This window comes from Maritimimonas sp. 2405UD52-3 (assembly GCF_056591715.1).
The window spans coordinates 22,649-36,614 of sequence record NZ_JBWQOL010000009.1; the positions used below are offsets into that span (position 1 = coordinate 22,649).

Sequence of the window (13,966 nt, forward strand, 5' to 3'; positions counted from 1 at the left end):
TCCATACATGGCGGTAGATTTGCTCTTAGGACTACAATGGGGAGATGAAGGAAAAGGTAAAATTGTAGATGTCCTCACCAAAAATTATGACATTATAGCACGTTTTCAAGGAGGACCCAACGCAGGACATACCTTGATTTTTGATGGCAATAAACACGTATTACATACCATTCCATCAGGTATTTTTCATGAAAAAGCTATCAATATTGTTGGTAATGGTGTGGTGATAGATCCGGTGATTTTTCAGAAAGAGTTAGATAACCTCTCAAAGCACAATATAGATTACAAGTCAAAACTTTTAATCTCTCGTAAAGCACATTTAATACTTCCTACACATCGTCTATTAGATGCTGCTTCTGAAACTTCTAAAGGGAAAGCCAAAATTGGTTCTACCTTAAAAGGAATTGGCCCTACCTATATGGATAAAACTGGAAGAAATGGTATTCGCGTGGGTGACTTAGAACTTGACAATTGGAAAGACAAATACAAAGCATTGACTGAAAAGCATATTAAAATGCTCGATTTCTTTGAAGTAGATATTCAATATGATCTTTCTGAATTAGAAAATGAGTTTTGCAGAGCAATAGATACGCTTAAAGAATTAACATTTATTGATAGTGAAGAATATTTGAATCAAGCAATTAGGTCTGGAAAGTCTATCTTAGCAGAAGGTGCACAAGGTTCTTTACTAGATATTGATTTTGGCACCTATCCATATGTAACATCTTCAAATACAACGGCGGCTGGTGCATGTACAGGACTTGGCGTTGCCCCTAATAGAATTGGTGATGTTTTTGGTATTTTTAAAGCATATACTACGCGTGTTGGTTCTGGTCCTTTTCCTACTGAACTGTTTGATGAAGATGGTGAAACTATGGGGCGTGTGGGTCATGAATTTGGTGCTACCACGGGTAGGCCACGGAGATGCGGTTGGTTAGATTTAGTTGCCTTAAAATATGCTGTTCAGGTAAATGGAGTTACACAACTAATGATGATGAAAGGTGATGTACTATCGGGCTTTAATACCATTAAGGTGTGTACTTCCTATACATATAAAGGTGAAAAAATCATACACTTACCTTATAATATTGAAGCTGAAAATGTTTCTGTTAATTATACAGAGTTTAAAGGCTGGCAAGCTGACTTAACAAAAATGACTAAGGAGGACGAGCTACCGTCAAATTTAAATACTTATATAGACTTTATTGAAAAAGAGCTTGAAGTGCCTATCAAGATTGTTTCTGTTGGACCTGATAGAAAGCAGACTATTTTGAGATAGTTTAAAATTGTTTAACAATAAATTACCAGCTACTAACTGTTAACATTTTTCTTTTTCCTTAGTTTTGCAGCAAATTTAAAGCTTGAAACATCTTTTAGTAGTCATATTAGTTTTATTTTCTTTATTCAGTTTAAATGCGCAGCAAAAGCGCATTAAAATTGTACATGCAGATAATTCTAATATAGATGAAGAAAAACACCCCGGGGCAACTATTTTGTTAGGTAACGTATATGTGGAGCATGAAGGTTTTGCACTGCGAAGTAAAAAAGCCATTTACTATAAAGATCGTAATTTTCTAAAGGCCTTTGGTGATGTGAATCTCAATCAAGGAGATACTATTACACAAACCAGTAAGTATGTTGAATATAACGGTGATACAAAAAAGGCAGTATCATGGGGAGATGTAGTGTTAAAAGATCCCATTATTACTTTAACTACAGATACTTTGCACTTTAACCGTATTCAACAAAAATTATTCTACCGTAGTGGTGCTACCATAAGAGATACAACAAATGTACTCAAGAGTAAATTAGGTAATTACTTTTTACAAACGCGTAGGTTTGAAGCTTTAGAAGATGTAGTCTTGACAAACCCTGATTATGTGTTGGAATCAGATAACTTGGTATATTATACAAATTCTGGCAAATCCTATTTATATGGGCCTTCAACAATTACCGGAGAGAATAATTTTATTTATACCGAAGAAGGGTTTTATGATACAAAAGCAAATGTTTCGCATTTTACCAAGAACTCAAGAATAGAGTATAATAACAGAGAGATTAAGGCAGATAGTCTTTATTATGATAGAAATTTAGGTTTTGCCTCTGCAACAAACAATATTCATTTAAAAGACACCACCAATAGTTTTGCAGCCCGAGGTCATTATGCTGAAGTTTTTCAAAAGTTAGACTCGGCATTCATTACTAAAAGAGCGGTTGCCATTACCGAAATTGAAAAAGACTCTATGTATATCCATGGGGATACTTTGCTGGTTACCGGAAAACCAGAAAAAAGGATTGTTAGAGCTTTTCATAGAGTGAAGTTTTTTAAAAGTAATCTTAGCGGGAAGTGCGATTCTATTCATTCAAATCAAGCCACGGGACTAACACAATTGTATCGAAATCCGATATTATGGTCTGATAACAATCAAATTACGGGAGATACTATTCAATTATTATCAAATACTGCTACTGAGCAATTAGATAGTTTAAAAGTATTAAATAATGCCTTTATCGTTCAAAAAGACTCCGCAGGTTTCAATCAAATAAAAGGAAGAAATCTTTATGGCAAATTTAGAGAAAATGATCTTAGAGATGTTGATATTAAAGGAAATGGTGAAGTAATTAACTACCTTAGAAATGAAAGTACAAATGAATTGATTGGTGTTGAAAAACTGGCTTGTAGTGACATGAATTTTACCTTTAAAGATAGTAAAATACTCACATCAAAATTTTTGACAAATCCTGATGGTGACACCTACCCTATCTCTGAATTTCCTGAAAACATACGGCGGTTAAGAGGCTTTGTATGGCGTGAGGATGAAAAACCTTTAACCATGGAAGATATTTTTATAAAGGATACTGCTGTTGGAATAAGAGAAAAAAATAGTGATTCAAAGAGTAAATCTCCATTAAATAATCCAGAACCCTTGGATAAGCCCTCCATTAAGAATAAGGAGTTACTAGATAAAAGTAAAGATTCTATCCAGGCTCCTAAAGCGCTTATTAAACCATTGACTGATAAGAAAACAGGTGATTTACCTGTAAAAAAAGAAAGTAATTAAGAGTTTATGAACTCTGATTTCCTAAAATACCAGGCACAAACATCTCCACATCCTTTAGGAATAGAAATTTCACATGCAAACGCCTGCCATGTATATGATACATCTGGTAAGCAATATTTAGACTTTATTGCCGGTGTTTCTGCAAATACTTTAGGGCATAACCATCCAAAAGTTGTTCAGGCTATTAAAGACCAACTTGATACTTATATGCACGTCATGGTTTATGGTGAATTTATACAGCAACCACAATTAGATTTATGTAAGGCGCTAGTCCATAATTCACCTAAAGGTTTAGACTGTGTTTATCTTACAAATTCAGGAACCGAAGCTACAGAAGGAGCCATCAAACTTGCAAAGCGCCATACTGGTAGGTTTGAAATAATTGCAGCTAAAAATTCATATCACGGTAATACGCAAGGTGCTATGAGTGTTTCAGGAGCTGAACAACAAAATAGGGCTTTTAGACCGTTGATACCTGGAACAAAATTTATAGAGTTCAATACCATTGAAGATATTTCTAAAATTACTAAAAGAACAGCAGCGGTTATTCTTGAAACCATTCAGGGCGGAGCTGGATTTATAGCACCTGAAAATGACTATCTGAAAAAGGTAAAAAAGAAATGTGATGAAGTTGGGGCATTGCTTATTCTTGATGAAATACAATCCGGGATAGGTAGGACAGGTACCTTTTGGGGTTTTGAAAACTATGACGTACTTCCTGATATCATAGTAACAGGAAAAGGACTAGGTGGTGGAATGCCCATTGGCGCTTTTATTGCGTCTAATGAATTGATGTTGAAGCTTTCCGATCATCCAAAACTAGGACATATTACTACATTTGGAGGGCACCCAGTTATTGCTGCGACAGGACTGGCCACATTAAAAGAACTCAATGCTTCTACTTTAATTAGCAATACTTTAGATAAAGAAAAACTTATCAGGGAATTATTAGTTCATGAAGAGATTTTTGAAATAAGAGGCAAAGGGCTAATGTTAGCTATCATTGTAAAATCTCCTGAGTTTGCCTCTAAAGTAATCCTAAAGTGTTTAGAAAAGGGGTTATTGCTTTTTTGGTTGTTATTTGAAGGAAAAGCAATTCGTATTACACCACCGTTAACTATTTCAGAAAATGAGATAAAAAGAGGATGCGATATTCTACTTGAAGTTTTAAATGAATGCAGCTAAAAAATTATTGCTCAAGAAGTTCATCTAGAAGGCTTCTAACTTTAGAACTATTCCAATCAGCCGCCCCATACTCTTCAACAACTACACTTCCTTTTTTGTTGAGTATAAATGTAGCCGGTAAACTTGTAGTACTTATTTGATCAGGTAAACTAGATACCTGCTGATATGTCGGAAAATTGAATTGGTTGTCAGCATAATATCTCTCTACTTTATCCTTAGGGTCAGAAGTGATAAATACAAAAGCTACTTTTTCTTTATAATCTTCAAATAATTTATTGAATGAAGGCATTTCAGCTCTGCACGGAGGGCACCAAGTAGCCCAATGGTTGATAACAATAACTTTACCACTTAGCGTTGCGAAGTTTAAATCTGGTGCATTGGCTATTGATTTAAAAAAGATATTGTAATTATCTAAATTTTCATGTTTATCCGCTGGTTTTACTTTTGGCGGAAAAATAAAACTCTTAACATAGGTAACACCCTGAGTTAATTTTGCGCGTGTACCAAGTCCGTAAGGTGTAAAAAGAAATACAAAAAAAGCAAAGAATAAGATATTATAAATATGATTCTTTTTTATGGCCATAAAGAATTACTAACACTATGTATAAAATTACGCAACTTTATTGAGAAGCCGTATTTCTTTTCTATTAAAATTAATGACTCGCTCCTCTTTCAATTCGTTCAACAATATATTTAGTGTTGAGCGAGAAGTCCCTATTAGTGTTGCAATATCTTTTTGAGTATAAGGATGGTGGATAACCTTATCTCCTGTTTTTTCACAATCATACCCATATTCGTCACATAATTCCTGTAAAAATTCTATCAGACGCGTCTTCGTGTCTTTAAAAAGCAACAGCTGTAATCTTCTTTCAAGCTTTTTAATACGCAAACCAATAAACTTATATATCTTAAAGCTCACTGACACATTATCACGCATCAAGTTATACATGGTTTCCTTTGAAACCGGACAAATTAATGTATCATTATCTATAGATTGTGCAAACTCATTTCTTTTTTCAATACCTAAAATTGCTTTTTCACCAAAAATTTCTCCTTTGGTTAAAATTGCCTTAATGATTTCTTTACCATCTTCGGTGTAATAACCAATCTTTACCTTGCCTTTATCAATTAGATATATTTTATTTGCAGAATCTTCCTCAAAGTAGATATAATCACTCTTTTTGTAGATGCTTAAAGAATGATTCTTCTTGTATGTAGGATACTTGTGAGGGCACAATATCTTAAATAAATTAACATTATCAAAATACCACAATGAGCTCATTGATGTGAAGATTGAGTTTGATTTAGGTTATAGACGCTAAAATTTAGGAAGACTTACAAAAAAAGTAGACCATAAGCCGGATTCTGTTTCCGCTAATGCAGATCCTTATCATTTATCTTGATTAATAATTGCTTATTAATTCTAACCGCCTACCCTCCAACATTGGGCGCGTAACCCTTAAAAGTTGGTATACATGGCGTTGCACCGTATAGAGTTTACCTGATTTCACTACAGCCTAACTGTACTTGCTTTCTGTTGCACTGGTCCTACCTCGCCAAAGGCGGGTGACGGGTGTTACCCGCTATACTACGCTATGGTGTCCGGACTTTCCTCTACATGCTGAACTTGATTCAGCACCTTTATAAAAATCATTACAATAATTAATGAGGTCCCGAAACAAGTCCGGGATGTAACGATAAGGTGGCCTACTTAATGCAAAAGTACTTTAATAAATTTTCTTGAAAGATTAAGAGATAAAAAAAATCCCACTCTCTTAAAAAGGGAGCGGGAAAATTGCTATGAAAAAGAAATATTACTGTACTATTACCAGTAATACACGTTAATAACGCATAACAATATTAAATATTGTATGTATGCATATTTTTTTGATATTTTTTTCTAAGTAACTAAAAGGCATAAAAAAACCCACTCAAGTTAGAGTGGGAAAATTGCTATGAAAAAGAAAAAGTTGTTGAACTATTAATTCAACTCTACAAATATATGTATTTTTTACAATATCTCAATAAGGATGCTTTAATTTTTAACAAATTATTAAAACATTAGCGCATTATTATTATGAAAACATATCTTTTACCTTCTCAAAAAATGATTTATCTGAATGTGAAGGTTCTGGTTGAAAATTAGTATCATCTTTCATTTTTTCAAAGAAATCTTTCTGCTCTCTAGATAATTCTTTTGGTGTCCAAACATTAACATGTACTAAAAGATCACCTTTTCCATAACCTTCTAAACTAGGCAATCCTTTTCCGCGTAAGCGTAATATTTTACCGGACTGCACACCACTATCTATTTTAACACGAACTTTACCAGTAAGTGTGTCAATTTCTTTTGATGCACCAAGTACTGCCTCTGAAAAACTTACATACATGTCGTAATGTAAATTATTACCTTCTCTCTTTAGTGTTTTATGATCTTCTTCCTGAATGACTACCAATAAATCTCCTGAAATGCCATTTTTTCCGGGAGCATCATTTCCTTTACCTGTAACTTTTAGTTGAACGCCGTCTGTAACACCTGGCGGAATTTTAATAGAGACACCTTCTTCTTTAGAGACTAACCCATGTGCATCAGCACCTGAAGGTCTATTATCAATAGACTCGCCAGCACCCTGACAAGTAGGACATGTAGTAGCAGTTTGCATTCTACCTAACATGGTGTTCATAACCTTCATAACCTGCCCTTGTCCATTACATGTACCACAAGTTCTATACGTTACTCCGTCTGCTTGTACTTTACGCTTAACTTTTACCTTCTTCTCTACTCCATTTAAAATTTCTTCAAGTGTAAGCTTTACACGAATTCTTAGATTTCCTCCTTTTACACGTGCTCTTCCGCCGCCACCAAATCCGCCGCCGAAAGCACCACCAAAGGCGCCTCCAAAAATATCACCAAACTGACTGAATATGTCTTCCATATTCATACCACCTCCAAATCCGCCGCCGCCGTTTTCAAAAGCCGCATGACCAAACTGGTCATAGCGTGCTTTCTTATCAGTATCACTCAATACCTCATAAGCCTCAGCTGCTTTTTTAAAATTCTCTTCAGCTTCTTTATCACCAGGATTTTTATCAGGATGGTATTTAATAGCCATTTTTCTATATGCCTTTTTAATCTCAGCAGTAGAAGCACTTTTACTTACACCTAATATTTCGTAATAATCTTGTTTTGCCATTTCTCTTTCTTATTGCCCAATCACCACCTTTGGAAATCTAATCACCTTCTCACCCAATTTATACCCTTGCTCAATAACATCAACTACTTTTCCTTTCAATTTTTTTGAAGGTGCAGGAATCTGAGTGATGGCTTCATGTATTTCAGCATCAAAGGTATCTCCTTGCTTTACTTCCATTTTAGAAAGGCCTTTTTGCTCTAACGCAGTTACCATTTTCTGGTAGATTAACAGCACTCCTTTACGTAATTCTTCAGCCTCTTTATCTTCTTCAATATGTGTTAAAGCACGTTCAAAATCATCTAAAATTGGCAGCATTGCTGTCATAACGTCTTGGCTTGCTGTTTTAAATAATTCTATACGTTCTTTTGTAGTTCGTTTTTTATAATTTTCAAACTCAGCAAATAAGCGTAAATATTTATCTTTTTCTTGTGCTATTAATTCTCCAGCTGTGGGTTCTTCCTTTGGTTGTTCAGTTTCAACTTCCTCTTCTTGATCATTTTCTATAGTCTCTTTCTGCTCTTTGGCCTTTGTTTCTTCTACAACAGGTTCCTCTTCTTTTATCTGTTCTTTTTTACTCATGATTTTCAGTCGATGATTTTTATCTAATTTATGGATGCAAAAGTACTGCCATTATTGACTTTATGCCAAAATGACATTCATTATTTTTTAAGAATTCTTAAAGAAATTTAAGCTACCCTAGTAATTTTGGCACCTATAGCCTTTAAGCGAGTGTCAATATTCTCATAGCCACGGTCTATCTGCTCAATATTGTGGATTGTACTTGTACCACTAGCAGATAATGCAGCTATTAATAGAGAAATACCTGCCCTAATATCAGGCGAAGTCATAGTAGTTGCTTTTAATTGCGATTGAAAATCATGACCAATAACGGTGGCTCTATGCGGATCACAAAGAATGATTTTTGCACCCATATCAATTAATTTATCAACAAAGAACAAGCGACTTTCAAACATTTTTTGATGAATGAGTACACTCCCTCTTGCCTGCGTAGCTACTACAAGAATAATACTTAACAAATCAGGTGTAAATCCGGGCCAGGGTGCATCTGCAATGGTTAAAATTGAACCATCAATAAAGTTCTGAATTTCATATCCATCTTTGTGTTCTGGTATATGAATATCATCTCCTTTGCGCTCAACAGTAATTCCTAATTTTCTAAAAACATTGGGTATTTGCCCCAGATCATCCCAACTTACATTTTTAATGGTAAGCTCTGATTTTGTCATTGCGGCAAGACCTATCCAACTACCTATTTCTATCATATCTGGCAGCATTCTATGTGAGGTTCCAGTCAAGGATTCTACCCCTTCTATCACCAATAAATTAGAACCAATACCAGAAATTTTGGCTCCCATTCTATTGAGCATTTTACATAATTGTTGAAGATAAGGCTCACATGCTGCATTATAAATGCTGGTTTTTCCTTCAGCAAGAACTGCTGCCATTACAATATTAGCTGTACCTGTTACTGATGCTTCATCTAGTAACATATAAGCACCTTGAAGCTTTTTAGTTTCTACCCCATAAAAATGATCTTCTTTATTATATCTGAAATTTGCACCCAAGTTGATAAAACCTTCAAAATGCGTATCTAAACGTCTACGTCCAATCTTATCGCCTCCTGGTTTTGGAATATAGCCTTTTCCAAAACGTCCTAGCAAAGGGCCAACAATCATAATAGAACCTCTAAGTCCTTTTCCCTCTTCTTTAAAAGCTTCAGATTCTAAATATTTTAAATTAACATCATCTGCTTTAAAAGTATAAGACCCTGGCGCATTTTTTTGAATTTTAACGCCTAGATTGCTAAGTAACTTTATGAGCTTATTGACATCGCGTATATCAGGAATGTTTTCAATGGTTACTTCTTCAGGAGTTAACAATACAGCACATAATATTTGTAATGCTTCATTTTTTGCCCCTTGAGGTGTTATTTCTCCTTTTAACTGATGACCTCCTTCAATTTTAAAAGTACCCATGGTTAGTTGATTATTGGTATTAGCGCTTTTTTCTGTTTTGTTTTTTCTTATTTGAAACTCTTGATTTACTACGTAGTAAATTTTTTGATTCCGTTAAGGTTTCATCATTAGAAGTTAAATTGATCTTGCCATCTGAAAGTTCTGATAAATGTTCAAAAATGACATTATCTTCTACAGTATCTTTATTCCAGTTTAAGTAACATTTTTTCATATGGTTGGCAATGGTGAAAACTAATGCATCACGCATTTCTCCTTCTTCCCATGTCAATGCGGTATCTATCATGGTCTGAATATTATTACCATAAAAACGATACTTAGATGCTGATTTTGGGTAGCCCAGAGCATCAGGTTTTGCAGTTAGTTCTTCTTTAACTGGTTTAGGGTATGGTGAATCTGCTTCTAATTTAAAATCAGACATGATAAACAATTGATCCCATAATTTATGTTGAAAATCAGGTACGTCACGTAAGTGTGGCTGCAAATTTCCCATTACGTCAATGATAGCATTGGCCATTTTATTACGTTCATCCTTATCCTCCAGAGATATGCAATGATTAACCAATTTCTGAATATGTCTACCGTATTCTGGTATAATTAATTTCTCTCTTTTTGAATTGTATTCTAAATCAAACTCCTTCATAATTTCTATTTACAAGCAAATAAACGATTAATTCTAAAATACGAAGAACGTTTATGCTAAAATTTTAAGTTTTGCAAACTGCAGCAGGAGCTTCTTATTACCTGCTTGTTCAAATTTAATTTCTGCCTTTTTATTTGAGCCATGCCCTTCAAGGCTTACTACTTCACCCTTACCAAATTTTGTATGCTCCACTATATTTCCTACTGCAATATTTGAATCAAATAAATTAGTAGCTACCGAACTCACTTTTTTTAAATTTTTAGGTACACTTATAGACTTGTTTTTTACTTCAGGTTTCCTTGGGGTACGCTTTAAAGGCTTCTTAAAACGAATTCTATCCTGAGGTACACTTCCAAAAATGTCTTCATTTACAAATCTGTTGAGTTGTTTTGGTACTTTAGGAGTAAGGTAGTCAAGATAGGAATCATCTATTTCCTCTAAAAATCGGCTAGGCTCACTGTCAATTAGTTTTCCCCATCTGTATCTAGATTCTGCATAACTTAAATAGGCTTGTTTTTCAGCCCTGGTTAAGGCCACGTAGAATAAACGCCGCTCTTCTTCTAATTCACTACGTGTATTCATGCTCATTGCCGAAGGAAACAAATTCTCTTCTAAGCCTACGATATAAACATATTGAAACTCAAGCCCTTTAGCTAGGTGAATGGTCATTAAAGAAACTACATCTTGGTTGTGTTTTTTATCATTGTCAAAATCAGTAGCCAAGGCTACATCTTCTAGAAAAAATGCGAGAGACGCATCTTCATCTTTTTCTTTCTGCTCTTCAATAAAGTCTTTAATGCCGTTTAGTAGTTCTTGAACATTCTCTACCCTACTTACAGCTTCAGGAGTGGCATCGCGTTCAAGCTCTTTGATCACTTGTGTTTTTTTAATCACATGATCTGTAATTTCAAAAGCATTTTTTGATTGTGCTTCTATTTGAAAGCTTTTGATCATGGTTACAAAATTCTGAAGCTTTGCTTTGGTGCCGCCATTTATCTTCAGATCTATTTTATCTATATTCTCTAAGATTTCAAAAATTGATTTTTTATAATGATTGGCAGCTACTATTAATTTATCAAGCGTAGTTTGCCCAATACCACGGGTAGGATAATTAATAACTCGTTTTAATGCTTCCTCATCACTTGGGTTTACAAGTAATCGTAGGTATGACAATACATCCTTAATTTCTTTACGTTGGTAAAATGAAAGTCCACCATATATTCTATATGCAATATCTTTTTTGCGCAATGCATCTTCTATAGCTCTTGACTGTGCATTGGTACGATATAATACTGCAAATTGGCTGTTTTTTAACTGTTTATTAAGCTTGTTTTCAAAAACAGATTCGGCTACAAAACGACCTTCTTCACCTTCAGAAACAGTGCGCATTACTTTTATGCGCTCCCCTTTCTCATTGGCAGTCCAAATTTCTTTATCAAGTTTAGTTTGGTTTTTCTCAATAACGCTATTGGCTGCACTAACAATATTGCTTGTTGAACGGTAGTTCTGCTCCAATTTAAAAATCTTTGCATCATCATAGTCGCGTTGAAAGTTTAATATATTTTGAATATTTGCACCTCTAAATGCATAAATACTTTGTGAATCATCTCCTACTACGCAAATATTCTGAAATCTATCCGCCAAAGCACGTACAATTAAATATTGTGAATGGTTGGTATCTTGATATTCATCCACTAAAATATATCTAAATCTATCTTGATATTTTGCCAACACATCCGGAAAACGAGTTAACAATTCATTGGTTCTTAACAATAAGTCATCAAAATCCATGGCACCAGCTTTAAAACAGCGTTCTACATATTGATTGTAGATTTCTCCTGTTTTCGGTCTGCTAGCCATAACATCTGCTTCTTGAAGTTCAGGTGAGTTGTAATAGGCCTTTACAGTAATTAAGCTGTTTTTAAATTGTGATATTCTTGCCAGTACCTGTTTAGGCTTGTATTTGTCTTTGTCTAGCTGTAGCTCTTTAATAATAGCTGTTAAGAGTCGTACTGAATCTTGCGTATCATAAATTGTAAAATTCCTAGGGTACCCCAGCTTATCTGCTTCTGAACGCAAAATACGTGCAAATACAGAGTGAAAAGTACCCATCCATAAATTTTTTGCTTCGCTTTCACCTACTATCTTACCAATACGTATTTTCATTTCGCGTGCAGCCTTATTGGTAAAGGTTAATGATAGAATACTGAAAGCATCAACCCCTTGTTGCATTAAATGTGCAATTCTATAAGTAAGCACACGTGTTTTACCAGAACCGGCACCTGCAATGATAATCATGGGGCCTTCTTTATGTAAAACAGCTTCTTTTTGGGCTTCGTTTAAATGTTGGAGATAATCCGTCACATTGCGCTTTTGGAACATCAAAAATACAATTGTTGATACGGACTAACAATAAAAAGTTATTGACAAATAGGCTTAGTTTTTAAGGAAAGTACAATCATTATTTAGAAATGATATTCAGTTTCGTTACATTTGAAACACTAATTTTTAACGTAATGAGCACAGAAACTTTTATGCAACTTTTAGCCTATACCATACCGGCTTTGGTAACTGGACTTATAGCTTTGTATTTCTTTAAGTTGCATGTAGATAACGAAAAGAAAAGTCGAATTTTTCAACTACGAAAAGAAAAGCAAGCTTTAGCACTACCTAACCAGTTGCAGGCCTATGAACGTATGACCCTATTTTTAGAGCGCATTACACCTAGTAGTTTAGCAGTACGCATTTCACCTAGTGGTCATGATAAGCCTACTTATTTTAAAAAATTACTAGGTACCGTTGAACAGGAATATGAACACAATCTTGCGCAGCAAATATATATGACAAGCCAATGTTGGGATACTATTACTACGGCAAAAAACAATACCCTAAATGCTATTCGCGATGTAATGCTACAGGGCGAAGTAAAAGATGCGATGTCAATGCGCGAAGCTATCATTCAGCAAACCGGAAAAGACGACCTGCCTCCTACCAGAATAGCTTTAGACTTTATAAAAGAAGAAGTAAAAACCATTTTTTAATCAAGACTATGCGATTTTTTGCCACATTATTTGTTTTACTGATCAGTCTTAACACATTTTCACAACGACCACATGCTGATGTTATTGAGTCTCCGGAAGGTGATATTACAATTCAACCTATTTTACATGGTACTTTAGTGCTACAATGGAATGGTAAAACCATCTATGTAGACCCTTATGGGGGTGCAGAAAAATTTGAAGGTTTGGCAAATGCTGATATAATATTGATAACTGATATTCATGGAGATCATCTCAACACAGAAACTTTAAATGGTTTAGATACCAAAAACGCAACCTTTATTGTACCTAAGGCTGTAGCCGAAAAATTAAGAGGTACTTACGAAAAGCAATTGGTGGTAATTAAGAATGGTGGTATTCATGTACAAGATGAAGTATTTATCAATGCTTTGCCCATGTATAATTTACCAGAGGATACTTCTTCACGGCACCCAAGAGGGCGCGGTAATGGTTACTTTTTGAATCTTGGTGGTAAAGGTATTTATATAAGCGGCGATACTGAAGATATACGCGAAATGCGAAACTTAATTGGTGTTGATATTGCCTTTGTATGTATGAATTTACCTTACACTATGGATATAAACCAGGCTGCTGATGCCGTATTAGATTTTAAACCAAAAATTGTGTACCCATATCACTATAGAGGAAATCCTGATATGAGTGACACTAAAAAGTTTAAGGAATTGGTAAATGCTAAGAATAAAAATATAGAAGTACGGTTAAGGGACTGGTATATGAAGTAATTTTTTGCAAAAATTTATTGGCGAATTATAATCAAGATTAAACTTAATATACTAATTATTAACAAGTAACAACTTAGTGTGTATAA

12 protein-coding genes and 1 other RNA gene are annotated in these 13,966 nt (G+C 34.6%); 5 read left to right on the forward strand and 8 right to left on the reverse strand.

Annotation, left to right across the window (positions count from 1 at the left end; all coding sequences use genetic code 11):
• Positions 1–7 precede the first annotated feature (7 nt).
• The 3 genes from AC1EU5_RS15815 to AC1EU5_RS15825 all read left to right on the forward strand — a co-directional run bounded on the left by AC1EU5_RS15815 (position 8) and on the right by AC1EU5_RS15825 (position 4,247).
• Positions 8–1,279 carry an adenylosuccinate synthase gene (locus AC1EU5_RS15815; RefSeq protein ID WP_480193393.1) on the forward strand — a complete coding sequence of 424 codons (1,272 nt, stop codon included), beginning with the start codon at positions 8–10 and terminating at the stop codon, positions 1,277–1,279.
• 82 nt (positions 1,280–1,361) lie between these two features.
• The gene (locus AC1EU5_RS15820) at positions 1,362–3,062 is read left to right on the forward strand and encodes an OstA-like protein (protein ID WP_480193394.1); all 1,701 of its coding nucleotides are present in this window, start codon (positions 1,362–1,364) and stop codon (positions 3,060–3,062) included.
• 6 nt (positions 3,063–3,068) lie between these two features.
• Entirely contained in the window at positions 3,069–4,247 is a 1,179-nt protein-coding gene (locus AC1EU5_RS15825; RefSeq protein ID WP_480193395.1) for an aspartate aminotransferase family protein, read from the forward strand.
• Positions 4,248–4,251: 4 nt separating this feature from the next.
• Here the strand turns inward: AC1EU5_RS15825 and AC1EU5_RS15830 are convergent, their stop codons facing one another.
• The 8 genes from AC1EU5_RS15830 to AC1EU5_RS15865 form a co-directional block, all read right to left on the reverse strand.
• Entirely contained in the window at positions 4,252–4,830 is a 579-nt protein-coding gene (locus AC1EU5_RS15830; protein WP_480193396.1) for a TlpA family protein disulfide reductase, read from the reverse strand.
• Positions 4,831–4,857: 27 nt separating this feature from the next.
• The gene (locus AC1EU5_RS15835) at positions 4,858–5,529 is read right to left on the reverse strand and encodes a Crp/Fnr family transcriptional regulator (RefSeq protein WP_480193397.1); all 672 of its coding nucleotides are present in this window, start codon (positions 5,527–5,529) and stop codon (positions 4,858–4,860) included.
• A gap of 56 nt (positions 5,530–5,585) precedes the next feature.
• An RNA gene (gene rnpB / locus AC1EU5_RS15840) (RNase P RNA component class A) lies at positions 5,586–5,890 on the reverse strand.
• A gap of 432 nt (positions 5,891–6,322) precedes the next feature.
• Positions 6,323–7,441 (reverse strand): molecular chaperone DnaJ, encoded by a 1,119-nt coding sequence (gene dnaJ, locus AC1EU5_RS15845; protein ID WP_480193398.1) that lies wholly within the window; start codon positions 7,439–7,441, stop codon positions 6,323–6,325.
• Positions 7,442–7,450: 9 nt separating this feature from the next.
• A complete protein-coding gene (locus AC1EU5_RS15850; RefSeq protein WP_480193399.1) occupies positions 7,451–8,020 on the reverse strand; it encodes a nucleotide exchange factor GrpE in 570 nt (189 codons plus the stop codon).
• Between the two features lie 107 nt (positions 8,021–8,127).
• The gene (gene murA, locus AC1EU5_RS15855; RefSeq protein ID WP_480193400.1) at positions 8,128–9,438 is read right to left on the reverse strand and encodes a UDP-N-acetylglucosamine 1-carboxyvinyltransferase; all 1,311 of its coding nucleotides are present in this window, start codon (positions 9,436–9,438) and stop codon (positions 8,128–8,130) included.
• A gap of 19 nt (positions 9,439–9,457) precedes the next feature.
• Complete coding sequence (locus AC1EU5_RS15860; RefSeq protein WP_480193401.1) at positions 9,458–10,078, reverse strand: DUF4290 domain-containing protein; 621 nt, start codon at positions 10,076–10,078, stop codon at positions 9,458–9,460.
• Between the two features lie 51 nt (positions 10,079–10,129).
• On the reverse strand, positions 10,130–12,442 hold the full coding sequence (locus AC1EU5_RS15865; protein WP_480193402.1) for an ATP-dependent helicase: 2,313 nt from the start codon (positions 12,440–12,442) through the stop codon (positions 10,130–10,132).
• 152 nt (positions 12,443–12,594) lie between these two features.
• Here AC1EU5_RS15865 and AC1EU5_RS15870 point away from each other — a divergent pair, with 152 nt between their 5' ends.
• Complete coding sequence (locus tag AC1EU5_RS15870) at positions 12,595–13,119, forward strand: DUF7935 family protein (RefSeq protein ID WP_480193403.1); 525 nt, start codon at positions 12,595–12,597, stop codon at positions 13,117–13,119.
• Between the two features lie 8 nt (positions 13,120–13,127).
• Positions 13,128–13,880: an MBL fold metallo-hydrolase gene (locus tag AC1EU5_RS15875; RefSeq protein ID WP_480193404.1), complete on the forward strand. Its 753-nt coding sequence runs from the start codon at positions 13,128–13,130 to the stop codon at positions 13,878–13,880.
• Positions 13,881–13,966: the final 86 nt, after the last annotated feature.

Excerpts from the sequence above, each read along its gene's own strand:
- AC1EU5_RS15815 (WP_480193393.1), top strand. The coding sequence starts at position 8 with ATGGCGGTAGATTTGCTCTTAGGACTACAATGGGGAGATGAAGGAAAA.
- AC1EU5_RS15825 (WP_480193395.1), top strand. The coding sequence starts at position 3,069 with ATGAACTCTGATTTCCTAAAATACCAGGCACAAACATCTCCACATCCT.
- AC1EU5_RS15830 (WP_480193396.1), bottom strand. The coding sequence starts at position 4,830 with ATGGCCATAAAAAAGAATCATATTTATAATATCTTATTCTTTGCTTTT.
- AC1EU5_RS15835 (WP_480193397.1), bottom strand. The coding sequence starts at position 5,529 with ATGAGCTCATTGTGGTATTTTGATAATGTTAATTTATTTAAGATATTG.
- dnaJ (WP_480193398.1), bottom strand. The coding sequence starts at position 7,441 with ATGGCAAAACAAGATTATTACGAAATATTAGGTGTAAGTAAAAGTGCT.
- AC1EU5_RS15850 (WP_480193399.1), bottom strand. The coding sequence starts at position 8,020 with ATGAGTAAAAAAGAACAGATAAAAGAAGAGGAACCTGTTGTAGAAGAA.
- murA (WP_480193400.1), bottom strand. The coding sequence starts at position 9,438 with ATGGGTACTTTTAAAATTGAAGGAGGTCATCAGTTAAAAGGAGAAATA.
- AC1EU5_RS15860 (WP_480193401.1), bottom strand. The coding sequence starts at position 10,078 with ATGAAGGAGTTTGATTTAGAATACAATTCAAAAAGAGAGAAATTAATT.
- AC1EU5_RS15870 (WP_480193403.1), top strand. The coding sequence starts at position 12,595 with ATGAGCACAGAAACTTTTATGCAACTTTTAGCCTATACCATACCGGCT.
- AC1EU5_RS15875 (WP_480193404.1), top strand. The coding sequence starts at position 13,128 with ATGCGATTTTTTGCCACATTATTTGTTTTACTGATCAGTCTTAACACA.